Source organism: Pantoea sp. SGAir0215, assembly GCF_043543215.1.
In genome coordinates this window covers 2,276,669-2,300,436 of record NZ_CP028031.1, presented here as the reverse complement: position 1 = coordinate 2,300,436, position 23,768 = coordinate 2,276,669, and the positions used below count along the sequence as shown (strand labels likewise).

General features: G+C 49.6%; 18 protein-coding genes and 2 pseudogenes. 12 read left to right on the top strand and 8 right to left on the bottom strand.

Annotation, left to right across the window (positions count from 1 at the left end):
* Positions 1-2: 2 nt before the first annotated feature.
* The 3 genes and pseudogenes from C1N64_RS10825 to C1N64_RS10815 all read right to left on the bottom strand — a co-directional run bounded on the left by C1N64_RS10825 (position 3) and on the right by C1N64_RS10815 (position 4,025).
* Positions 3-434, bottom strand: a complete 432-nt coding sequence (locus tag C1N64_RS10825) for a DcrB-related protein (RefSeq protein WP_164481811.1) — start codon at positions 432-434, stop codon at positions 3-5.
* Complete coding sequence (locus tag C1N64_RS10820; protein ID WP_394514784.1) at positions 431-2,359, bottom strand: type VI secretion system Vgr family protein; 1,929 nt, start codon at positions 2,357-2,359, stop codon at positions 431-433. The genes C1N64_RS10825 and C1N64_RS10820 overlap by 4 nt, the downstream gene beginning before the upstream one ends.
* Before the next feature lie 548 nt (positions 2,360-2,907).
* Positions 2,908-4,025: pseudogene (locus tag C1N64_RS10815) on the bottom strand (IS3 family transposase).
* Between the two features lie 662 nt (positions 4,026-4,687).
* On the opposite strand from C1N64_RS10815, the gene C1N64_RS10810 reads away from it, so the two are divergent.
* The 3 genes from C1N64_RS10810 to C1N64_RS10800 all read left to right on the top strand — a co-directional run bounded on the left by C1N64_RS10810 (position 4,688) and on the right by C1N64_RS10800 (position 7,714).
* The gene (locus tag C1N64_RS10810) at positions 4,688-5,968 is read left to right on the top strand and encodes a tRNA lysidine(34) synthetase (RefSeq protein ID WP_164483173.1); all 1,281 of its coding nucleotides are present in this window, start codon (positions 4,688-4,690) and stop codon (positions 5,966-5,968) included.
* Positions 5,969-5,983: 15 nt separating this feature from the next.
* Positions 5,984-7,195 (top strand): MFS transporter, encoded by a 1,212-nt coding sequence (locus tag C1N64_RS10805; RefSeq protein ID WP_367143131.1) that lies wholly within the window; start codon positions 5,984-5,986, stop codon positions 7,193-7,195.
* Between the two features lie 225 nt (positions 7,196-7,420).
* Entirely contained in the window at positions 7,421-7,714 is a 294-nt protein-coding gene (locus tag C1N64_RS10800) for a GNAT family N-acetyltransferase (protein WP_394515506.1), read from the top strand.
* Between the two features lie 374 nt (positions 7,715-8,088).
* Here the strand turns inward: C1N64_RS10800 and C1N64_RS10795 are convergent, their stop codons facing one another.
* Entirely contained in the window at positions 8,089-10,173 is a 2,085-nt protein-coding gene (locus tag C1N64_RS10795) for a diguanylate cyclase (RefSeq protein WP_394514783.1), read from the bottom strand.
* 33 nt (positions 10,174-10,206) lie between these two features.
* Positions 10,207-10,770 (bottom strand): non-oxidative hydroxyarylic acid decarboxylases subunit B, encoded by a 564-nt coding sequence (locus C1N64_RS10790; RefSeq protein ID WP_367143132.1) that lies wholly within the window; start codon positions 10,768-10,770, stop codon positions 10,207-10,209.
* Positions 10,771-10,968: 198 nt separating this feature from the next.
* Here C1N64_RS10790 and C1N64_RS10785 point away from each other — a divergent pair, with 198 nt between their 5' ends.
* Complete coding sequence (locus C1N64_RS10785) at positions 10,969-11,391, top strand: MarR family winged helix-turn-helix transcriptional regulator (RefSeq protein ID WP_324019950.1); 423 nt, start codon at positions 10,969-10,971, stop codon at positions 11,389-11,391.
* A 107-nt stretch (positions 11,392-11,498) separates the two neighbouring features.
* On the opposite strand, the gene C1N64_RS10780 is transcribed toward C1N64_RS10785, so the two are convergent.
* Together C1N64_RS10780 and C1N64_RS10775 are read right to left on the bottom strand one after the other, a co-directional pair.
* Entirely contained in the window at positions 11,499-12,449 is a 951-nt protein-coding gene (locus C1N64_RS10780) for a bifunctional helix-turn-helix transcriptional regulator/GNAT family N-acetyltransferase (protein ID WP_394514782.1), read from the bottom strand.
* Between the two features lie 139 nt (positions 12,450-12,588).
* Positions 12,589-13,479: a LysR family transcriptional regulator gene (locus C1N64_RS10775; protein ID WP_324019952.1), complete on the bottom strand. Its 891-nt coding sequence runs from the start codon at positions 13,477-13,479 to the stop codon at positions 12,589-12,591.
* 98 nt (positions 13,480-13,577) lie between these two features.
* On the opposite strand from C1N64_RS10775, the gene C1N64_RS10770 reads away from it, so the two are divergent.
* The 4 genes from C1N64_RS10770 to C1N64_RS10755 all read left to right on the top strand — a co-directional run bounded on the left by C1N64_RS10770 (position 13,578) and on the right by C1N64_RS10755 (position 18,806).
* Complete coding sequence (locus C1N64_RS10770; RefSeq protein ID WP_394514781.1) at positions 13,578-14,636, top strand: SDR family oxidoreductase; 1,059 nt, start codon at positions 13,578-13,580, stop codon at positions 14,634-14,636.
* Between the two features lie 327 nt (positions 14,637-14,963).
* A complete protein-coding gene (locus C1N64_RS10765) occupies positions 14,964-15,290 on the top strand; it encodes a four-helix bundle copper-binding protein (protein ID WP_172912380.1) in 327 nt (108 codons plus the stop codon).
* Between the two features lie 1,213 nt (positions 15,291-16,503).
* On the top strand, positions 16,504-17,865 hold the full coding sequence (locus C1N64_RS10760) for a cytochrome ubiquinol oxidase subunit I (RefSeq protein ID WP_394514780.1): 1,362 nt from the start codon (positions 16,504-16,506) through the stop codon (positions 17,863-17,865).
* Positions 17,862-18,806 carry a cytochrome d ubiquinol oxidase subunit II gene (locus tag C1N64_RS10755; RefSeq protein ID WP_394514779.1) on the top strand — a complete coding sequence of 315 codons (945 nt, stop codon included), beginning with the start codon at positions 17,862-17,864 and terminating at the stop codon, positions 18,804-18,806. The genes C1N64_RS10760 and C1N64_RS10755 overlap by 4 nt, the downstream gene beginning before the upstream one ends.
* A gap of 7 nt (positions 18,807-18,813) precedes the next feature.
* Here the strand turns inward: C1N64_RS10755 and C1N64_RS10750 are convergent.
* Positions 18,814-18,960 (bottom strand): annotated as a pseudogene (locus C1N64_RS10750) (chorismate mutase); the annotation flags it as partial.
* A 568-nt stretch (positions 18,961-19,528) separates the two neighbouring features.
* Here C1N64_RS10750 and C1N64_RS10745 point away from each other — a divergent pair.
* The 4 genes from C1N64_RS10745 to C1N64_RS10730 all read left to right on the top strand — a co-directional run bounded on the left by C1N64_RS10745 (position 19,529) and on the right by C1N64_RS10730 (position 23,651).
* Entirely contained in the window at positions 19,529-20,167 is a 639-nt protein-coding gene (locus tag C1N64_RS10745) for a hypothetical protein (protein WP_205955216.1), read from the top strand.
* A 392-nt stretch (positions 20,168-20,559) separates the two neighbouring features.
* The gene (locus C1N64_RS10740; RefSeq protein ID WP_367143136.1) at positions 20,560-21,630 is read left to right on the top strand and encodes an amidohydrolase family protein; all 1,071 of its coding nucleotides are present in this window, start codon (positions 20,560-20,562) and stop codon (positions 21,628-21,630) included.
* Positions 21,605-22,879 carry an MFS transporter gene (locus C1N64_RS10735; protein ID WP_185199840.1) on the top strand — a complete coding sequence of 425 codons (1,275 nt, stop codon included), beginning with the start codon at positions 21,605-21,607 and terminating at the stop codon, positions 22,877-22,879. The genes C1N64_RS10740 and C1N64_RS10735 overlap by 26 nt, the downstream gene beginning before the upstream one ends.
* 277 nt (positions 22,880-23,156) lie before the next feature.
* Positions 23,157-23,651: a GNAT family N-acetyltransferase gene (locus C1N64_RS10730; RefSeq protein WP_205955215.1), complete on the top strand. Its 495-nt coding sequence runs from the start codon at positions 23,157-23,159 to the stop codon at positions 23,649-23,651.
* Positions 23,652-23,768 lie beyond the last annotated feature (117 nt).

Below are 23,768 nucleotides of genomic sequence, written 5' to 3'. Positions count from 1 at the left end.
GCTTATGCTCCTTCCCCGGGCGTAAACTCCAGACCCGCTTTAATGGATTCCCATAACGCCAGCTCGTCTTCATCAAACGGCGCGGTGCGGCTCATGGCCATCACCAGTAGATGATCGTCAAGCATCGTGGTCGCCAGCTGTTCATGAACCGTCACACCGTGGTTTTCAAAACGCAGGGCGACTTCCTGTGCGGGCCGGCCACCGACCTGGGTGTCCTGCACCTCACCGCCGGTAAACTTCTTCATGTCGCGTTTGATTTTAGCGACCTGGCTTTTCAGGTACGCCTCTTCCTCGCCAGGCTTCACGTCCCATGCGCGGGTCAGCACCAGCGACGCGCCCGCTTTCGGCAGTGACAATATTGTCATGCTGCGATCCTGCACCGCTTCCGGCAGCGTCAGCGTCCCTTCTGATAGCGTATATTTCACGTTGCTCATGCCTGCCCTTCTCCGTCAGGGGTAAAAGTTTTTGCCACTTCGTTCTGAATATCTGCGGGTGTCGGCGCCACGTTTGTCGCTTTGTCCGGCTCCTTGAGATTCAGATCGAGCGTACCGCCGGTGTTAATTTGCCCCGTACCGCTGGCATTGATCGCAAACCTGGTACAGTAAAGGTTGACCTGGCCATTCGAGCCCATCTCCAGCACAGAATCGCCCGTCACCAGACGGATGCCTGTTGCGGAAGAGATAGTTACCATCCCCTGGCCTTTGATGTCGTACTGGCCGCCGACCAGCTCGTTGCGGGTCATCTGAATCGCGTGCTCGTGTTTGCCTTCCACTTTGCCGGTGTAGTCCTGCTTAATGGAAAGCAACTGCGAACCGCCGACGCTGTGGGTCTCGTCTTTCTTGATGCTCGTATCAAGGTTGCGCTCGGCCTGCAGCCACACCTGCTCGGCACCGGCTTTATCCTCGAAGCGCAGGGCGTTGGCGTTGTCCGGCGAGCCGTCCTTCGAGCGGCTTAAAAAACCCATCTGCGTCGCCGCCGCCGGCAGCGACCATGGCGGCATGCTCGCCTCGTTGTATACGCGCCCCGTAATCAGCGGGCGGTCCGGGTCGCCGTTGATGAAGTCCACAACCACTTCGTCACCCACGCGCGGTATCTGCACGCCACCGAAGCCCTGGCCCGCCCATGCGCTCGACACGCGCACCCAGCTCGAGCTGGTGTCGTCGCCCTTCGACAGCCGGTCCCAGTGGAATTTCACCTTCACCCGGCCATATTTGTCCGTCCAGATGCTCTCGCCCTGCGGGCCCACGACCTTCGCCGTCTGCGGCCCGTAGGTACGCGGCCACGGCGTCTTCTGCGCCGGGCGGTACGGCACGTCCGCCGGTATCACCTCAAAGCGCGTTTCGTGGATGGTGTTACTGTCTGCGCCACTGGCGTAGCGGTTTTCCTCAAAGTGGTAATGGGCAACGGTGGTCAGGTACTCGCCGTTGTCACCAAAGAACGGGGCGTTGCGCAGCACAAAGGTGTGCCCCGGCGCGATACCCAGCGCCGTCCCGCTGCCCTGCGTCTGGCGGTGCTCCACCTGCCAGCGCTCCTGGCGGATGCGCGCGTAAAACTCCCCGTGATCGTGCTCCACAAAGCGGCCCGGCCAGTCATAGACGTCAATGCTCCCTGGCTGTGGCGATTTTGGGTTCTGCCGCGCCTGGAACAGCCACGCGTTCGGCTTGCGGAAGTCGTAGTCGTCGAGGCTGTAGATGCCCGGTGTCACGTTATCCTGCAGCGCCCACTGGCTGATACCCTCTTCATCGGTTGTACCGCCTGATGGCGTCACGTGGTACGGAATAGTCTCGTAGCCGGGAAAAGGCTTGTACTGGCCGGGGGCATCAGTAAGCACCAGCGTGTGGCGTTCCTGCTCGTGGCGGAAGTGATAGGTGATGCCCTCCAGCTCCAGCAGGCGGCTCATGAAGTCGAGGCTGCTCTCCTGATACTGCACGCAGTATTCCCACACCCGGTAACTGCCGGAGAGCCGCTCCTCGACGTTCACCTGACTCTCGCCCAGCAGCGTTTTCACTATCTGCGGCACCGTCTGGCCCTGGAAGATACGCAGGTTGCGGTCGCGCTGCATCGGCCATACGTCCGGCTCAACCGTCAGCTCATACGCCGCGTAGCGGATGCCGGACATCTCCACAGCGGTCACCGCCACCCGTGTCACCTTGCCGTTGAGGTAGCGCGGCGTCATCAGGGCCTGAGTCGGGATGGTCACCGTCACCGGCTGGCCCAGAAGCGCGCTGCGGTCGGTACGCGCGTCAGTCCCAAGCAGCGTCAGGGTAAACATGAACGGCTCCGACAGCGACTCGCGCCCGGAAAGCTTCCAGAAAAGTAGCCCCTCGACCGGGAGCTGAACGGTGATTCGGTTAAGCATAACTTACATCCCTATGTGTATATGCGCTGCAAACCAGAGCCCGAGACATCCATCTGGCTATGCCCCGTAGATCACAGCACATCAGTAAATGACGCATACTTTCACGCTTCCGGCAGCACAGCAGAAACTCATTGCATTTTTAGATGATTCGATATTGCAGAACTGAAATTTCATAATATGGCTACCGCCGGCGAAGCCTCAGCAGAGGTTAAGCCTATCAGGAAATGTCAGGTTGCGAAGCGGCAATAAAGGCCATATACAAACGACGTGCGTGCGAGGGGCAAATATACCAATAAGAGACTCTTCGGAAAACTACCATTATTCTGAATATACAGATCATTCTGATTCCAGTACGGATAAGTATTGATAGCTGGCATAAATTCCGGATAACAGCAGACTGTTTTTATGGAAGACGTCACTAATAACGCACTGAAATATTCATGAAAGAAAGAGAATTTTCTTTTACTGGCCGAGCTGAGAAAGCGCTTTTATATGAAAGGATAATATTTAGCTTAAGGGTGGCCTGCTACCGGTATTAGATACAACGCTCAGTTATAAATGCCGGTTTGTTTATCTTCTAATTTTCCATTTCTCCAGCTTGTTGCAAATTCAGCCGACGTCTGGTAATTCAGCGATGAATGAGGTCTGGACTCGTTATAGTCCTGCCGCCAGTCATTAATGATTTTCCGGGTATGAGGAATATCGCTGAACCAGTATTCATTCAGGCATTCATCCCGAAAGCGACCGTTAAAGCTCTCTATAAATCCGTTCTGCGTTGGCTTACCTGGCTGGATAAGGCGCAACTCCACACCATGCTCAAAGACCCATTGTTCGAGCGCGTGGCAGGTAAATTCCGGGCCCTAATCAGTTCTATTGGCGCCGGCCAGCAGCGAAAGAGCGCGATACTGTCCAGAATACGCGTGACCTGAACGCCTGAAATCCCGAAAGCAGCGCTGATCGTCAGACACGCCTTCGTGAAGTCGTCCACACAGGTCAGGCACTTGTTCCTGCGACCGTTGGCCCGTGCATCCATGACAAAATCCATCGACCAGGTCAGGTCCGGCGCATCCGGGCTAAGAAGCGGAAGCCGCACAGCCGCCAGCCCCTTATGATGTCGTCTGCACTTCACACTCAGGCCGTTAAGGTGGTAAATGCGGTATACCCGCTTGTGGTTGACGGGAAGATCCTCCCGACGTAATCACTGCCAGATGCGCCGGTACCCAGAACGCCTTCGTTCGGGCGCCAGTTCTGTGATACGGCCTGATAAATGTGCATCAGCCGCCAGACGCTGAGCTTCATAGAGGCGGTCGACAGGGACAAACCTGTAAGCCTGCTGGCAGGACGTTGAGACAGACTGGTCGCATCACACATAGACTCAACGATTTCCCGCTTCTGGTCTGTCGTCAGTACTTTCGCCGAGAGCCACCTGAAGTGCTTCCTTATCCAGCATAGCTTCGGCAGACAGCTTCTTGAGTCTGGCGTTCTCTTCCTCAAGCGAATTCAGTCGCTTAACCTCGGGCACCTCCATACCGCCATACTTCTTACGCCAGGTATAAAAGGTGGCGTCGGAAATGGCGTGCTTGCGGCAGAGCTCATGGGCAGAAACCCCGGCTTTAGCCTTGCGGAGAATACTGATGATCTGTTCGTCGGAAAAACGCTTCTTCATGGGGGTGTCATCAAGTGGCTTATGAAGACATTACTGACATCGCGGTGTATTAATCAACGGGGAGCAGGTCACATAAAAGCTCACTAGAAATCCTGGTGAATACAAGCTGAAAGAAACTAGTTAGACACAAATCCATTAGCGATCTAATTTATTGCCACCTAATTAATGGTTAAATTATTTTATATTTTCATGTTTTATAAAAGTAAAACCCATAATAAAAATGTTTAAGTTTTGTTTAGGTTTAAAAATCAACTGATTGATTTTTATGTTAAAAAAATTATAATTCAAATTATTGACATTAAATTACAGTTATGTAAATTTACGTAAGCCGTCCACAGTGGTTAGCTAACCTAATGCTTAAGCAGTTTTTTATTTTGATCGGCACAAATATTTCTGTCCATTTCAACAGATAGGAGTAATAAGATGCAATCAACCGCAGAAAAGCTTTATCAGCCTGTTTTCGCGAGAAAACCTGAGCCTATAAAGTTATATAAATCAGAACCTAAAGACATCTGCTTTAGCGCAATAAGCACTATGGTGCAGGGTCGAATCAAACGTGACGCCAACCTACTGATGAGCATTTCGGATTTCATCGCTCATATTTAATTTTAACTAATTTTAGGCCTGCTGTAATACAGCAGGCCTATGATGAGGAAATTACTATGAATAGTGTGAAAATAATTTTAAAAGACAGACTTGATAAGGTTCACATTCTAAAAGCACATGAAGAAGAGCCGTTGCGTGTTTTTTTGAAGAGAAATTATATACCTAGAGACTCAGTCATTTGTTATGTGAATGAAAAAATAATTGATGATCATACCTACACGATTAATAGCAATGACAAAATTGTCTTAGACATGGTTCGGGCTTATCAGCTACCTGAATACTGCAGAACGTTGAGGCTGTGGGAAGATGAAGGGGTCGAATCTACTAAAACATATACTGAATCAGTTTACACAAAAAATGTTTTGTGGTTCAACGATAATGGCATTTGTGAGATGAAGGAGACTCAGTTCGACCCTGATAGCTTTGTCAAATATGTAGATGATATGTTCGTCCAAGGTATCATGGAAAAAAAACTCATAATCGAGAATCAAAAAATTGTTTTAGCGTTGTCTGGCGGCAGAGACAGCCTTGCTTTGCTTTATTTGCTTAGAAGGAACAAAGATAAGCTCCCTCCTCATGAACTCGTTGGAGTGACAGTGGCAGATACAGCAGCTTCTACAAAGGACATTACAGTGGCTATGGAAGCCATTCAAAATCTTGGAGTAAAAGATTACACTGTTCTACCATTAGAATATGTAAATGAAACAATGAATTTTAAATATGGATTTGAAAATGCAATTGAAAAAATTCTTGTAACAGAAGGTCGTGGCCACTCAATCACGCTGTGGCATCACGTTATGCGTGCATGTGTAGAACGCTTTGCCCGTCAAAGAGGAATCTCCACAATTTCATTTGGATATCATTTCGAAGATTTGTTTGCTAGCGTATTTAGGACATACACACTCGGAACTTTGTTAGGTGAATCAGCACCATTGAAAACATGGGGAGAATTCACTCATACATCTCCCCTATGGACAATTACAAAGAAAGAGCTGACGCTTTATCTAAAATTTGTTGCACCTGAGACTCACTCAAAACAAGGTTCTCCGACAGATTATGACAGGGGAGATCATAATAGGGATATAAACTATTTCATGATTGATTTGCTTTCAGGTCTCTGGCCCGGATTAGGGTTTAACTTCTTTGAGTCACTGGAACGACTCAACAAAAATTACAACATTAAAAAAGCAGAATATGAAACCTGTTCCAATTGTGGAATAACTTATACTCATGCTTATGGAAAAGATATTGACCAAAGGAAATTTATTCACGTATGTAATCATTGCTCACACTTAATGAGCTTGGGAGAGATACCATTTTTGAATAAAGTAAAATAAACGCAGAGGTGGAAAATGGAAAATAAAAACAAGCTGCTTTTGACCGATATCATTTCCTCATTTGGCACAGGCATTAGTGATGTGGCAATTATTACAATGGCCTACATGATTACTAAATCCCCCGAAAAAACGGCCTACATTATATCTTTGAGACTGATCTCAAGTATGCTTGTTTTTTTTCTCATTCCTTATTTGCTAAAAATTTTATCAATGAGAGTACTAAGCATATTGACTGACTTCGCCAGATCTGTAACCTGCCTAACTATAGTTTTCACCTGGAATATCTATGTACTTGCAATTTCATCAACTCTGATAACTCTTTGCGCAGGATTAAATACGACACTGAAAAACGTTGCATTTCAGAAATTTGTTGATAGTAATGAAAGAGTAAGTTTTGTTTCAAAACAACAGTTTTATTATAATTTTTTTGGTTTAATGGCACCTATTATATCCTCACTGGCAATAGGAATCTTTGGAATAAAATTTATTTTTTATGTCGAAAGCTTTCTTTTCCTGATGTCTACATATTTAGTTTCTTCCCTTGAAGAATGGACACCTGAAAACCCATCTCAAAAGAAAAGTATTTTTTCAGGATTTACTTATATTTTCAATGATAAAGTTCAAAAAAACATTCTCTTTTTTAGATTATCCATAATTACATCTATGGTTGCTTATGAGATTATATCGACTTACATTCTAACTGATAACTACAAAGAACTCATCAATCATATAAATATTACTTATGTATCTTCGTACTCTGCTGTTGTTGCTTTATTTTCAAGCATGAGTACATTTTCTTTGTTAGTTGGAAGCTTGATAGCAGGGAAAATATTTAAAATTGAAAGCATTAATAAATCGTTTATTTTAGGAGCCGTTCTAATATCTGTAGGCTGTCTGATATGGTCCGTTCCATTGACTAAGTTTCTGGTTTTAAGTTATTTATCAGGCACATTCATCATATATTTAGGGTTGTCGCTACTTAAAATTTCATTATATAGCTCAGGACAGGAGCTTACTGACAAAGGTAAGTTCTCAGAAATAATAGCTACTTCCGATATGCTATCAAGAAGCTACCAGTCTTTATTAGGATTTGTGATTGTTGTTGGTATAGACCACTTCACGGCAGAAAAGTGTTTTCTTTTTCTAGCTTTCGCTGCACTTGGATCCCTCTTCTTTAGTTCATCAATATATAAACCTTTGATTTTGAGGAAAGTAAAAGATGGCTAAGTGTTCCTTTTAGACTTAACTCATGGGTTCATTGAATGCTCATGGCGCCCTGAAGCCTCCATCAATACCCATTAGCACTTAAAGCTGTCGAGGATAGCGAATGTTCAGCATTTCAGAAGTGGATAAAAGTGATCCTGACATGGTGGGCGGGTAAGCGAGCTCAATGCCTTTTAGCGCGAACTGTATTCTGCTGAAAGTAATCACTGACTAGATCTTTCAACCCTCATTGACGAGCAGCTCCGCAGCGTTACCCTTCGTGATGAAGCTGGTGCACCTGCGGGTTGTGTTGCTTTACTATTTCAGGAAAATGACTCAGCTGAAATTAAGCGGGTTTATATTCGACCAGAATACAGGGGCAGGACGCTCAGAGAGCGGATAGTCAGCGCAATCGAGACGATGAATCTAGAGAAGGCTCCGTGCTTATTACGGCTTGAAATGAGGACTAACCAGCAACCTGCCATCGCACTTTATCTTAATTATGGGTACAAAATATGCGGTGCATTCCCCCGTATGCTGTAGATCCATTAAGTGTTTATGTGCAAAGACCTTTTTTAACTTTACTTTTTTTATGCTACTTAGGAAAGTTATGCTCAAGGTATTGGATACATAAGTGAAACGTCCGCTTTTCGCTCAAAGCGGACCCTCATCTCAGTCTGCCTGTCCGCTTTGTGTCAGAAGCAGACGTTGTCACTTCAGGAATTAATGGATGTGCACCGGACTTTCTGGAAAACGAAAGATTTTCATACTTTCTTTAGCGAAGTCTGGGCTGCGCTGTGTGGAAACAGGTTTGTAACCCAGTGGATTTCTGGTCGCTGCCGGATTGAAATAACCCGTATATGTCTTTGCGTGGCTCCGGCAGACGATCGACGCTGAACAACTTAAACCCCATACTCTCAGGACTGACTGTTTCCACTGACGGCGCGGTTTCTTCCGTTTCGCTTGGCTTGATAAAGCGCGTTATCAGCCTGCTCTTTTAGTCTTTCTGCCTCACTGGCGTCTCCCCTGGCGATTATCGTCCCGCACCCGGCGCTGACAGTTACGGTCCCGCCCTCTACAGCGGTTGCTTTATGCACCAGTCCGGCATCGGACACGGCCTGCACCGCCCGTTGCGCCACTTTCAGTGCATCAGCCTGACTGGTATTTGGCAAGATGACAGCAAACTCCTCTCCACCGTAACGGGCCACGATATCGTCACTGCGATGGATAACGCTCTTAAGGGCAAAACCTACTTTTTTCAGACACTCATCGCCCGTCACGTGCCCGTACGTATCGTTGTAGCGCTTGAAGTAGTCAATATCCACCATAATCAGCGACAGCGGTTCACCTGACTCAGCCGAGCGTTTCAGATTCCTTTCCAGCAGCACATCAAACTGCCTGCGGTTAGCCAGTCCCGTCAGGCCATCCACCAGTGCCAGTGACTGGAGCGTATGGTTAATGCCGGTAAGTTCATCCCTGACCAGCGTCAGCTCCAGCTGGTTTTTTACGTTGACTCTGACCTGTCTCAGCATAAATAACCCCATCCCGGTGATGACAAACAGCAGCACGACATTGAGTGCTAAATCGATCAGGTTTTCAGATATCCACTCAGCCCGGGCTTCGTCCCGGTCATATCCTGCCGTCACAATCAGTGGATACCGCTCCAGCCGGGCATAACCAAATATCCGCTCCACACCGTCAAGCGCAGAGCGCCATGACGCACTGCCGCTGTCAGAATTTTTAAGCACGCTCCTGAACAGCGGGCTTGAGGAAAGGCTGCGGTTAATATAGGAATCGGGTAAAGGACGAATGTAAAGCACGGACGTGTCGGCAAGGATAAGCGCCAGCATATCCCGCTTGCCCAGGCTGTAGTAACTGTAGAACTGCCGAAAATAGTCCACCTTCACGGTCGCCAGCGCAACCCCTGCAAAATTGCCGGCGGCGTCATTCAGCCGGACCGATACCGGTATGACCAAATCGCCCGTTGAGCGGCTTCGGATTACGTGACTGATATGAATCCCTGTATCAGCATGCGTGCGGTGCCAGATAAAATAGTCCCGGTCAGCATTAGTTGCCTTTACCGGCACGAAGCTGCCTGACGTCGCGACCCAGTTACCTTGTTTGTCATAGATAAACAAACCGTGCAGTTGGGGAAGCTTTCCCTGCTGCTCGTGGATTTGCGCTTTAAATGCTGACGTGGAAGCATACTCCGGTCCGTTCAGCGTAAGTTGCCTCACTGCGTCGCTAAGAGTGATGTCCACCTGAAGAAACGCGTCTTCGGCCTGCCTGGCAAGTGAGACGGAAAGATTACGCGCGCCTTCCTCCCGCTCACAAAGTTTGAGGCGCCAGTCATTCCAGAGAGACCACGCGTTAATACCGACATTGCCCAGCGAGATAGCCACGGGCAAATCTTCGCCACGTTCTTCTGCCTTGTGAAGATGAAGTGCAATATCGTGCATCGGCACGGGCTGCAGTCCGAGTTTGCGTTTACCTTTCACCTCCATCCGGTAAATGCCAACGTTTTGCTTCCCGAAATGTTCCGGGTCAAGTGGGTCACGTGAAACTACGCAGGCCTTATCAAGATAGAAACCGCCATCGCCATCGTTTAAGCGGAACAGTGGAAGGGTGTCGAAGAGGTTGATCTCTTCACCCTCAACGGTATTTTCTGACCAGGGCGCATTGGCGCGCCTTTCTGGAGCCACAGGAAACGTTTCCCAGCGGCGAATGAATTCGTCTATCTGCTGTTTCACTGGTGTATTCAGTGGGAGGCCCAGCGAAATGGCATGGTTTTGCCAGGAACCGATGGTGTTCATCACGACATGAGCATGATGGTAACCCTTAATTTTTTTAAACGAGAGGGCCGGTGCGCCTTCACCCATTCGCCCTGTCGCATTTGCCGCGGCGGCGATATCCGGTTCGGGCAACACCTCTTCATCAATTTCAAGAAGCTGGCCCTGTTCGTCCAGCGCCTTCAGGAAACTACGTAGGTCATCAAACGCCATTATTCACTCTCCATACTCAGAAATTTCTAAAGACTAGTTGAGGCCTTTCCAGCGATTTGCCTTTGGCGAGTCAATTCCAAACTGGTCGAGAACGCGGGCGACGACATGATCGATCACATCATCAATAGTTTTGGGGTGGTTATAAAAAGCGGGCATTGGCGGAACCATAGCGACGCCAAGACGGGAGAGGGCCAGCATATTTTCAAGATGAAGAGGACTGAGAGGCGTCTCTCTGGGAACCAGGACAAGTTTTCTGCCTTCTTTAATGATGACGTCAGCAGCCCGTCCAATAAGCCCTTCCGCGTATCCGATGCGAATGCCAGCTAACGTTTTCATACTGCAGGGAATAATCACCATCCCATCGGTGTGAAAAGAGCCTGACGAGAGGGTAGCGGCCTGGTCGGCAGGACCGTGCACGACATCAGCCATATTCATCACCTCACGCGATGAAAAAGGCGTTTCAAGTTCAATTGTGGTTTTAGCCCACTTGCTCAAAATCAGATGCGTTTCAACCTCGCTGATTTCCTGTAAAACCCTGAGCAGCGCAACCCCTAAAGGCGCGCCTGTGGCTCCCGTCATACCGATGACAATTCTCATCTGACTGCCTCATTAAAATAATGTTCGTGTACGAATGAAATTGACGGTACGCCAGGCACGCCCTGAAAGTCAATTGATTTCTATAGTTACTATTATCAGCGTTATCTTTTATGTCTGCCGACAAAGAATGTTGAACGGAGGGAATAATGATTTAACATTAGCGGGACACAGCGGGTAAAAAATCAGGAATAAACCTTAATGCACAAAGACTTGAGCAACCTTTTCTTTCATCTGACACGGAAACTTCTTCAGGAACATACCGCCTTATGGCAGGAAAAGATGCCCTTTCTGACAAAGCAGCAGTTCGCTGTTCTGTCAGCCGTTCATGCTCAACCAGGAATCGAACAACTGGACTTAATGGAGGCGGCATTGAGTTCAAAGGCTACGCTGGCAGAACTGCTTGTTCGAATGGAACGTAAGGGACTGATCAATCGTGCAGAGGGAAAAAAAGACAAACGTCGTAGATTTATCACGCTGACGGTTCAGGGCGAAGAGATGCTTAAAACTGCGGCACCGATAGCTGAACGCGTTGATTCCCATTTTCTGAACAGGTTAGAAAAAAATGAACAAAACGACGTCATCAGCCTTCTGAAGATCATGTTAAAAAATCCTGTTTCCTGAAAGCATCCTTTCCTTTTCAGAAACAGGTTTAACCGCCGGGTCGTACCCGCAGCGGAATGACAAACCACCAGGGCCATCTTCGCCGCCTGGGAATATTTACTGCGCGGTTAGCGGATTTTGCGGGTAAATTGCTGTTCCGTAATCGTGCTGCCCCATTGATCCCCTTCCCACTCTTTCGATAATTCAAACCCGAATGACTCGTATAAGCGCCTTGCCGCCGTTAGCTTATTAAAGGTCAATAGCTGCACCGCAGAGAACTTCTGCTCATCGCAAAACGCCATCGCCATTGCCATCAGTTTTCGACCGAGACCGCTGCCCCGGCAGTCATCGTCAAGAATGAACCAGCGCAGATGCGCCTCATTGTTCCCGAGATCTTCACCATCAATGGCCACAGAGCCAACGATACGATCGTTCATGACTCCCAGCCAGATCTGGTTGCCTTCATTACCGAGACGTCCCGTAAAATCGGCAAGGCCCGCTGCGACCTTTGCTTCGAAAAAGGCACCGAAATTGTGCTCTCTGGCATAGTAACGGCCATGCATCTCCGTAATGCGGCCTGCCATGCCCGGCTGGTAGCCAGTGACGATGCTCACATGGCTGTGTTCATCAAGCTCTGTGTTTTCACGACAGGCTTTGAGTGCGCGGGCGTAGGATGACAGCCCCAGTGAGACAGTGTGCTGTCGCGCAGGGTCAAGCTTTCTCAGCGCAGCGGCGACCCGCTCATCAGCATACTGATTAATCGCCCCCACGGTCTTTATCCCCTTGTCTGTGAGCCGCAGGTATTTCGTTCTGCCATCATACGCGGACGGGGCTTCATCCAGCTCACCGGCCTCGACGAGTTTAGTGAGCAGGCGACTCACGCTGGATTTCTCAAGCCCCAGCGTCTCTACCAACTGGGACGCGGTCACGCACCCTTTTGCTTCTGCTTCGAGTAAGGTATGAACGGCAGACGCTGAATAATCGGTTGCCGCCAGGGTCTGATTCATAAAGCCCAGTTCGCGCACCATCAGACGTGATGCAACGCGGATAGTGTTAATGGTGTTTGAGGCTGTGTTCATCAGCGTAGACCCTTTACGATATAGTTGTATTATACAACCATATGACGGGAGATCCTGTTAATCTTGCCAGGCCGCTGTGCGGCTGGCGCAGACTAAAACGCTTTCTGACCCGCTCAGTGCCCGTCTGAACGGACCAGGCTTAACTGTGAATACCCACCAGTTGAGGAAGTAACTGCGCGATCACATCCACAACGCCCCTGACGCTCGGGGGAATAAAACGAGCATCAGGAAAAATCGCATAAAGAAACCTATCCGGGAGTCGCCATGTCGGCAGGACAGGAACCAGTAACCCCGACGCCAGCCCTTCCGTTGCCAGCGGATGCTGAATGCCCCCGATCCCGATACCTGCCTGAATAGCAGCGATGAGCCCTTCGCTGGTGTTGGCCCGAAAAACGGTGTTCACCTCTAATTCGATTGCCTCCTCTCCTGAAACTAACTGCAGAGGCCTGTCCAGCGCGAGACCGCTGAACCGGATATGAGGCAACTGCGTCAGCTCATCAACTGAATGAATTTGTTTAAATCCCGGCGCCGCATAAAGCCCGGATGTCACGCGGCCCAGCATGCGTACCGCATGTAAGTCTGGCGGTTTGCCCGCCAGCCGCACCGCAACATCTACCCCTTCACTGACCAGGTCGGCAATACGATCATCAAGTGAAAGCTCAAGATGTAATCCGGCGTGCGATTTCTGGAGCGCCAGAAGATGGGGAAGAAAAAGGCGCCCTAAGCCGCTGGGCAACTGCACGCGCACCGTGCCCTGCCACTGCTGATCCCCGGGATTGAGCGCCCTCTCTGCTTCCCGTATTGCATCCAGCAAAGGTTTGATGTCGCGTCTGTACCTCTCTCCCTGCTCAGTGAGCATCATAACGCGCGTTGTCCGGCGAAATAACACCACCCCCAGTTCTGCTTCCAGTGCGGCAATCTGCTGACTCACGGCAGACTGTTTCATGCCGATCAGGCGCGCAGCGGCGGAAAAGGAGCCTGCCTCAGCGACCCGCAGGAACGTCGCCATCGCGTTAAGCTTGTTGTTCATTTAATGATTTCACTTATAAGTGCCATCAGTTAAGGGGGATATGCGCAAAAAAATGAATATATCACACTCTCTCCCGTCACCTTATCTGGAGAAGATGCATGAATACGCTGCAAACGAAAAACGTCGCGCTGGTCGCGGGAGCCAGTGGCATTGTCGGGCGTCAGCTCGTTAACACGCTGCTGCAAAATGACTGGGAGGTGATTGGCCTGAGCCGTAACCCATCGCCGCATCTCCAAAACCTACCCGTTGTCACCGTAGATTTACGGGATGCCGGGCAGGCCGCACGTGCGCTGCAGCCGTTAACGCATGTCACGCATATTTTTTACAGTGCCTGGCTTAACGCGGCCAACTGGGCCGAAATGGTGGAACCCAACGTCACCATGCTGCGTAATCTGGTGTCCAACATTGATACCGTGGCATCGTTAAAAACGGTAAGCCTGATGCAGGGTTATAAAGTGTATGGCGCACATCTTGGTCCCTTTAAAACGCCTGCGCGTGAAAGCGATCCTGGCGTTGCTGGCGCTGAATTCAATGCGGCTCAACTGACGTGGCTCAGCGATTATCAACGCGGACGGTTATGGCGATGGAATGCTGTCAGGCCGGGCGTAGTAGGCAGTAACGTGCCCGGTAATACCATGAATCTTGCGCTGAGCATCGCGCTGTATGCTTCACTTTGTCAGTCGCTGAATCTCCCGCTCCGTTTTCCGGGATCACCGCAGACCTGGGGCAGCATCGTTGATTTTACGGATGCAGGTTTACTCGCTGATGCAACGCTCTGGGCAGCCACCTCACCCGCTGCCTCAAACCAGGCGTTCAACGTCAACAACGGCGATGTCTGGCGCTGGGCTGAACTCTGGCCGTTGATTGCGCGTTGGTTTGAGATTGAATGCGCACCGCCCGTGAGAGTGTCGTTTGAGCGTATGTTCAAAGATTACCGCGCAGTCTGGCGTGAACTTGCGCTGAGCAAGCGTCTGGCAGAATCTGACATTCTGAAGCTGAACGACGGGCAGTTCGCAGACTTTGTTTTTCGCTGGGATTACGACATGTTCGGCGATGGCAGTAAGCTGCGCCGTGCAGGATTTCGGGGCATGCAGGCAACAGATGAGATGTTCTTCCGTCTGTTCAGACGGTTCAGAGCTGCCCGCATAATTCCTTAATCGCTGACCGCCGCGGGTTCCGGCCGGCGTAAACAAAAGTGGGCAGTCGGGACGCCCTTGCGCGGGAACAGATCCGTCGTATAAAAAATGCGGGCTTAGCAAACCGCTGATGATGCCTGTGCGTTGATTATGACGCACGGGCGTTATCCCCTCTTTGACGTTAATCGTCGTTTTATGTCCGTCGCGGCATAACGGAATTAAGCACCCATGAATAATTCACCGGAAGTCAACCATGTAGCCTGTATAACCGGTTATTGCGTCATTTCAGCCTTGAATAAACAGCCATCTTCTTCATGCTTATTAATCCACCTTAACTAAGGAGATATTATGCGTGATGAATACAAAAGCTGTATTGAGGCTTGTTATTTGTGTGCAGCCGCATGCGACCATTGTGCCGCCTCATGCCTTGAAGAAGAAAATGTCGATATGATGCGCACGTGCATAAAACTGGATATGCAATGTGCCAATATTTGTCGTCTTGCCGCGCAGTTTATGACGCTTAATAGCGAATTTACGTCAGCGCTTTGTCAGCTCTGTGCGGAGGTCTGTCAGCGGTGCAGCGATGAATGTGGTCAGCACAAACATGACCATTGCCAGGACTGCGCCAGAGCCTGTCACCAGTGTGCTGAACACTGCAGGAAGATGGCCGCATGAGGACAGATTATCAGGCCCGCTTTGGCGGGTTTTTATAAAGGTAAAGGATCAGAGTGAATATTCAGCCTGAAGCTGATGTCACCTCGATCCAGTCGCGCCAAAGCTATCCTGCGTGACTCGCCGACTCAGTTTACCGGTTGCCAGGCCCTGTCTGATACGTTCTGCACGGTGACAGGTTTAATGCGTGCATAAAATCATTTTAAAAGGACTGTCACAGGATACAGGAGTTGTAAGCTGTAGCGTTGAAATTCTGTCATTACCTGACTTTCTACAGCACATGTATTCTTTTATGAATCAAAATCCATTTGGAATAACCATTCAGAGCGCAGCGGCAAACGAATAGATCAGCGTCTGCGCTTCGTTTATTGCAGCCTGTTATTTCAGGGGTAAGCGGTAACGTGATCATCCCACTCATGGATAAAATTAAGATTATTCCCGAGCGTCTATCCAGCTGCGCTAACTGACTGTTTACAGTTATTAAAATTTTCTGACTGTTATCTTTGACGGCGGCTTTTCATTTATTCAGTCTGCCGGTTCGCCTGTTTTATTCCCGTCTGACAGCTAATTTAAAAACAACGTTGAGTAAATTACCCGGTCCGTTGATGCGCAACAGCGAGTCACCCTTTCAGCGCACGGGCCTGCTGGTCAGAAAGGCGAATACGATGGAAACATACTCCTCTGTCTGCGATGCGGAACAGCCGTCAGGCGTCAGCCGTGTTACCCCCTGCTCCCTGAACAGGCGGCCTGTCCAGCGACATTCTTATCGCCGAACCGCCAGACCTGGCGCGCAATTTGTCCGCACCGGGCATACGGCAAGCAGATGCTCTGTCTGGTTGCGGGAAAGCAGACATCGACAGGGTTTCCTGCGTCCTGTCACGGACAAGGCCGATAGCCACACATCGATTTATGCGCAGCCAGTCAACGACCCGCATCCGCCTGGTGTGCGCAATGCCGTGCAGAAGCGGTTACGGCGCTTTGAGCCGCAGGTAACGATTCCGTCCGGGGCGTTTAATCCGGTGGCGTTAGTCATCGTTCATGCTGCAAAAACGACGCAGATGGCAGGACGGGCTGATGAGCACATCATCAGGTTAATGAAAGACGATACGTTACGGCGGGAGATAAAACCGGCCCGGCAAGACATGTGCGCGTCGGGCCAGGAGAGACGACAATCGTCTGGAAACGGTGTCAGCCGTTACCGTGGTCAGCCAAGCTGATGCCTGAATCCGAAATCGTACTCTTGCTGTCGCGCGCGCAGTTTGCGTTGACGATAGGCATGCACATTGTGCTGGCGGCGTTTACCCTGGGGCTTGGCCTGCTCATTGTTTTGCTGGAAGGAGCCTGGTTACGCTACCGCCGTTCACACCACTGGCAGGCGCTTCAGTTCTGGATGCGTGTCTTTTCGCTCACGGTTGCAGTGGGTGCCGTCTCGGGTGTGGTCATGGAATTCCAGTTTGGTACCAACTGGAGCCCCTTTGCTCATAAAGTGGGTGGCGTCATGGGCCCGCTGATGTTTTATGAAATCCTGGTGGCGTTTTTCCTGGAGTCAGGCCTGACCGGCGTGATGTTATTTGGTATGGGTAAAATAAACCCAAAACTGCACTTCGTTGTAACCTGCCTGGTGGCGTTAGGGGCTTTCCTCAGCGCATTCTGGATCCTTGCCGCCAACTCCTGGATGCAAACGCCTGTTGGCTATCTCCGCGATGAGCATGGCATTTTCCATGCCAGGAGCTGGATAAGCATCGTCTTCTCTCCCTCGTTTCCACTGCGGTTTACGCATATGGTGCTGGCTTCTCTTATTGCGAGTTTTTGCGTGACTGCCGGGGCCAGTGCATGGCGGTTACTCAAGCAGCCCGCCGACCGTGCCGCGAAATGTGTGATGTCATGGTCCCTCTGGCTGCTGCTGATTGCTATGCCGCTGCAAATCGTAACGGGCGATCTGCAGGGTGAAAAAACCCGTGACTACCAGCCTGCTAAACTGGCTGCAATTGAAGGCAGCTGGCGCAGGCCGCCTCAGGGTGAGGGGGAGCCTTTACGCCTTTTCGCCCTGCCCGATCAAAAAGCGCAGGTTAACCACGCAGAAGTGGCGATCCCGACAGTGGCCTCACTTTATTTGCGCCATAACCTCACCGGGCACATTAAAAGCCTGAGCGAATTCCAGCCAGATCAACAGCCGCCGGTCTGGCCGGTCTTTTTTGCTTTCCGCGTGATGGTAGGCATGGGGCTCATTATTTTTGTGACCAGCCTGGCCGCGCTCTGGCTGCGTTACCGGCGCGCGCTGTGGCCGCGCCGGTTGATGAAGTGGGTTGTGGGCCTGACGCCCGCTGGCTTTATTGCCCTGCTCGCAGGCTGGATCGTGACTGAGGTGGGCCGTCAGCCTTGGACGATCTACGGGTTATTACGTACCGACCAAAGTATTGCTCCCCTTTCCTTATCGACCGTCATCTTCTCTTTCACCGGCATCATCGGGGTGTATTCTCTGGTCTTTGGCCTGGGAATCTACTATTTCTTACGCCTCGTTAATTCGTTCGACAGTCATGCGCTCAGCGACGAAATCAGCACGGAGGCCTCTTCATGAGTCTCGATGATCTGTCCGCCGCCACGGTAGCCTTTTCGTTACTCATCTACCTCTTGCTGGACGGAACCGATCTGGGCGTCGGTTCCGTTATTCTTTTTTTTGATAATGAGCAGGATCGCCGCCGCCTGGTCCAGTCCATCCTGCCTGTGTGGGATGCTAATGAAACCTGGCTTGTCCTGACTGCGGGTGCGCTTTTAGCGTTATTTCCCGCGGCCTACAGTCGGATCTTTAATGCTATCTATATTCCGCTGTTTCTGATGTTTTTCTCCCTCTTTGGCCGTGCGCTGGCGCTGGAATACCGCGGGCAGGCTTCATCTCGCGTTAAGCGCTGGCTTGATTTCGTCCTTTTTATCGCATCGTTTGCGGCCGGTTTCTTGCAGGGCTATATGGCCGGCTTACTGGTGAGCGGTTTACCGGGTCAAACCGAATTTAGCTGGCTGTCGGGATATGCATTAATCAGTGGCCTGGGCATGGTATGGATTAACAGCCTGCTGGCCTGTTGCTGGATACGCTGGCGCGTGGGCGATCAGGCAAACATACGTGCGAGGCAACTGAGTGGGTGGTTACTGGGGCTGACTTTCCTGTTTTTCATTTTTAACATAGCGTATTTACCTGCCCCCTGGCAGAAAGCCCTCTCAACGCTTCCCGGAAAAATAAGCCTCGCGCTTGTCGCACTCTGTTGGGCAGGGCTGGTCGTGAAGTTGAAAAGTAACGCCGCTTTATCGCCGTTAATTTTTGCGCTGCTGATGGTGACGTTCACGTTTATCACCTTGATGACCGGCATGTATCCATGGCTGATTCCTGGTACGTTAACGCTGCATGACGCCTCTTCAGGTGCCTCCGGCCAGTATTTCTTGTTGGCAGGCATCGCCATCATTATGCCCCTGACACTGGCCTACAATAGCTGGGCTTTCTGGGTTTTTCGGGGGCGGGTCAAATGATCCCACGGATAACCTGACAGACACGATCTGGCGCACGAACGTCTGAGCGATCAGTTTTGAACGCTGCAGCAGCCTTAACACATTCGCTGCGTTGCGCGATGAGGTTAACCGGTGCACTATCGATTTCATCGATTCGCTTTTTTAACGTTTCAATTGACGAAAAAGCATACTTTGGATTTAGTTACAGATAGTTATCGGAAAGTTTCATCAAATTTTTAATTAAGGCTCTTTACATTTTAAATCCTGCACTATCCTGAAAAACACTGAAAACAAGTTTATAGATTTTTGGAAAACTCAGAGCATCAGGTAATCAGTTTTTACTACGCAGAACCTGTTAGAAAAGGTATTATCTCACCAGACTATCTACGCAATATGTCCAATTCGCTTTGATAGTAATCGAATTACCTTTAAGTCGACAGGCGCCTTATCGGAAGAGATTATAAAATTTTCGCCAGTTTTTTTCGTTCTAAGGCTAAACGTCGATACGTGCCACATGAGGGCTTTATTACGTTGAAACCGTGTTTAAGTATTGAGTGAAAGGGCCATCAAATGTACGGGTTTTCGTCTTATACTAACATTATGCCTAAATCAACAGAATGGATAACAACCTTAGTCACTTGCAGGAGTAGGTTACTGTAAATTGGTGTATCATACTGACGAAAAAGAAACAAACTATATAATTTATTTTATCGAAGAGCAATTAATTAATACTGAGGTGTAAAATGGGATTTTCATCTGTTGCTATAGTTGCTGGTGTTGCTGCATTAACAACATCTCTTTTTAAAGATGAAGAGTTGAGAGTTAAAGATGTCATTGAATTTTCAAAAATAGATAAAAAAAGCATTGAAAATCATCCTCAACTTAAAATTGTAAAGAATGATATCAATACTCATATTACAGGCATTAAAGACCCGACTTATCACGAAATTCTAATTGAAATTATGTCCACATATAACAAACCCGTTGGTTACTTTAATAAGCTTGATGGTAGGCTTCAGTATTCTGAGCCTTATCAGATTTCCATAGTCAGCCCAGGCCTTCTGGCTCGCTTTAAAAATGCAATGACAGATATAAACTCTGGCCTTGCAACTTTTATTTATCTGTCATTTTTATTGATCTCACTGACATTAGCAATTGAACTAGATGCTTCATCCGTAACATCAATGCAAGCAGCAGCGATTATACTCGCTGGCTTGAATGGTGTAATTTTTAGTCATCTACTTATAGGATTATCAGTCCAATGGAGGAAAAGCGCTCATAAAGTGAAAGAGGCTGAATATGAAAATCTTTTTAATGAATATAAAAATAAAAAAATTAAGTTGATGGAATTATCTACGGATAAGCTCATGGAAGAGGAGTGAATACCTGCAAGATTTTTGGCTTATCATTTCCCGGTGTTCAATAGTCAAATTTGTGGGTAACGTCTGTTTATTGCTTAAAGCGAGGGTCTGCATAACCAGCAGCTGATTATGCTACATACCCAATCTTCTGCTGGTTGACACGTACAGGTTGCAACATGATGGCCCCTCTAAAAACGCGTCTTTGACGTTAAGACCGGCTATTTGTGATTAACATCTTATTTACACAATTAACATCCTCTTTTTGCTGGCTTGCCGCTGGGCGATGACTCTATAGTCAATTTATTCTGTAAAACACAGTTTTACTCTGTAAACCTCGCATTGCGTGCAGACTGGCTCCCGAGCCCTGTCAGCAACGTCAGATTGGGTTCGGTTACAAAGCATAAGGGGAAGCGATGGAGACAGTTAACGCACCGCATTTGCCTGTCAGAGAAAACTGGCTGGCACGGCATCACGAAAACGCGTTGATGCCCGATCTAACGATAGTGGATGCTCATCACCACTTATGGGATCGCCAGTCAGGACGTTATCTGGTTCCTGAGTTCAGCCACGATATTGAGCAGTCCGGACACCGGGTTCTGTCGACGGTTTATGTGCAGTGCCGTTCCATGCTGCGCTGTAACGGACCTGAAGCTTTCAGGCCCGTGGGTGAGGTTGAGTTCGCGAGCGGCGCCGCCGCTATGTTTGACAGTGGCCATTATGGTAAGGCAGCAGGCTGCGAAGCGATTGTAGGTGGTGCCAGTCTGCTGACAGGAGATGACCTGCAACCCGTCATTGAATTCATGATGGCGCGCTCAGGTGGACGTTTACGAGGAATGCGTAATCCGCTTGCCTGGCACAGTGATCCCCGCGTCGTATCAAGCCCTGTCACACCGCCTGCTGGCCTTGCCACCACTACCGCATTTCGCAAAGGCGCAGCCTGCCTTGTCCGGAACGGACTCTCGCTGGATGTCTGGGTTTACCACACCCAGCTTGATGACATTATTGCGCTGGCAGATGCGCTACCCGATCTTCATATCATTGTGGACCACTGCGGCGGGCCGATCGGCACGGGGCCTTATGCTGGCAAAAGGGATACCACCTTTCAGACGTGGCAAAACGCCATTACCGCTCTGGCTGAACGACCAAACGTCAGCATGAAGATCAGCGGCTTTGGCATGACTGTCATGGGCTTTCCCTTCGCACAAAACGCCACACCACCGGACTCGCTGACGCTCTCTCTCGCCTGTCGGCCACTGTTTGAAACGCTGGTCGAAACGTTCGGCGTCACACGCTGTATGTTTGCCAGCAATTTCCCGGTCGACAAAGGCATGTTCAGCTATGGCGTGTTCTGGAACGCCTGCAAACGGCTGGCTGAACACGTGTCTGCCGACGAAAAAGCACACCTTTTCTGGCGCACCGCAGCGTTGAGTTATCGCTTATCTTCCCTGGAGAATGCTGATGAATATCAAATCAAGACCGCATGAGGCTCATTCACTGGAACAGAATGAAGCCAGCCTGACGCTCTCTCAAACATCGGCAGAAAAACGAACGCTCGCGCTGGGTGGGCTCGGGTGGGCTTTTGAAAGCTATGACTCATTTTTGCTCTCGCTTTTATTGCCTGTGCTTGGCGTGGTATTTGCTGTCAGCAAAACTGAACTGGGTCTGTTTATCAGCACCACGGCTGGCGGACAAATCATTGGCGGCATTCTATTCGGGATGGTCGCCGACAAAATCGGACGAGTCAGAACCGCTTTCATTTGTATTACGATCTATTCGCTTTTCTCAGGACTGCTGGCCTTTTCCCATCATCAACAAACCTTTGCTTTGCTGCGATTTTGCGGGGCACTGGGAATGGGTGGGATGTGGACCTCAGGGGCAGCGCTCATCGCCGAAACGTGGCGCCCTGAACGCCGTGCCCGGGGTGGTGCACTGATGCAAATGGGTTTGCCGGTGGGGGCCATTTTAGCGATTGGGCTGACGGCACTGGTCACGGCGATGACAGGCAAACTGGAAAACGGCGGATGGCGATACCTTTTCATGATTGGCGCCTTGCCGGTTTTTATCATGATGGTCATTGCCTATATCACGCCTGAATCGCCAGTGTGGCTGGCACGCCAGCGGGAACGGGCTCACAGACCGACCCAGACGGCGCGGTCGGGCAAAACGAATCTAAAAGGACTGTTGCTGGCCTTTACCTTTATTTTTTTCATTCAGTACCTGTTCTGGGGTGTTTTTACCTGGACGCCCACCTATCTACGTGAAGTGAAGCACCTTGATTTCCTGCACAGCCTGAAATTTGTGCTGGCCTTGCAAACAGGTGCGATTGCCGGCTTCCTTGTGTTTTCACTCCTGGCAGATAAATGGGGGCGCAGGCCCATGTTTTTGCTCTACCTGTTTATCGGCGCTGTGGCAGTCGGCCTGTATCTGGCGACAAGCCAGCCACTGGTTCTGATGGCAGCCATCTTTATGGCGGGGTTTGGTGTAAACGGTATTTTTGCCGGCTCCGGGCCCTTTCTTGCCGAGATTATTGGCGACACACAGTCACGCGGCTTTTTAATGGGCCTGGCTTATAACGGTGGTCGCTTAGGTGGGTTTATTGCACCGCTACTTATTGGCTATGTTGCCAGCATAGGGGGATTTACCGCAGGGCTGGCGACCACGGTTCTGGCCTTTATCGCCGCAATGGTTGTGGTGTGGATGGCACCCGAAACGAAAGGCATTAAGCTGCAATAGCCCTTTTCTTTAAGCCTGATAAGGCACGACTGTTTTGGTCGTGCTTTTTTAGTATGTAATGGGCTCTCCTCGCTCTTTAAAGACTTTTTTAAACAACTGAGAAAGAGCCACAATCGACACATCGGGACAATCAAGAGAGAAACGGGCGGGCCTTTCTGAATGACAAAGCCGCCCCTGCAAATCTGCCAGCCAGCCTGAAGTTCTGGTAATAATGCAGATTGATGCGCGAAAATGTCCCCTGGCGACCACGATACTGAATTAACGAAAGGGAATAAACATGGAAGTAAAGGTAGCATTATGTCCACCTGAGGAATGGGAATCCATGGTAACCATTTTTACTGAAATGGAAGAACATTATTATGGCAAGGGAACAATTCATGAATCGCTGATGAAGGATTATCTCCGTAATTTTTTGTTTAACCCGCTTTCCGGAACCATGGTAATCAAGGCTCACAGCGACAATAGCATTACTGGACTGGCCTGTTGCAGCCTGCTTTTCCCTTCTCCCCGATACAGCAGTCAGTTGCACATCAAAGAGCTCTATGTTTCCAGGGAAGCTCGAAGTAAAGGTATCGGTAAATCGATGATGCGCTTTATAGCCATGCTTGCGCTTAAACACGAATGCCATAGCCTCAGTTGGAACGCTGAGAAATCTAATTCTGACGCTAACCGTTTTTATCAGTCTCTGGGCGGCAGAATAAATGACAAGATCGTAAATTACTATCTGCATGGGGCGAGCCTGAGCCAGCTGGCATTAAGCGATACAGCATAACCAGATCGCTCCCTTAGTTGATACACTTGCCATCAATTGAACAACGCTCACTGTCACCTGAAAGAGCAACTGCGAACGTCACATTTCCGCTCATAGCAGTCGATGAAGGATGCAGAT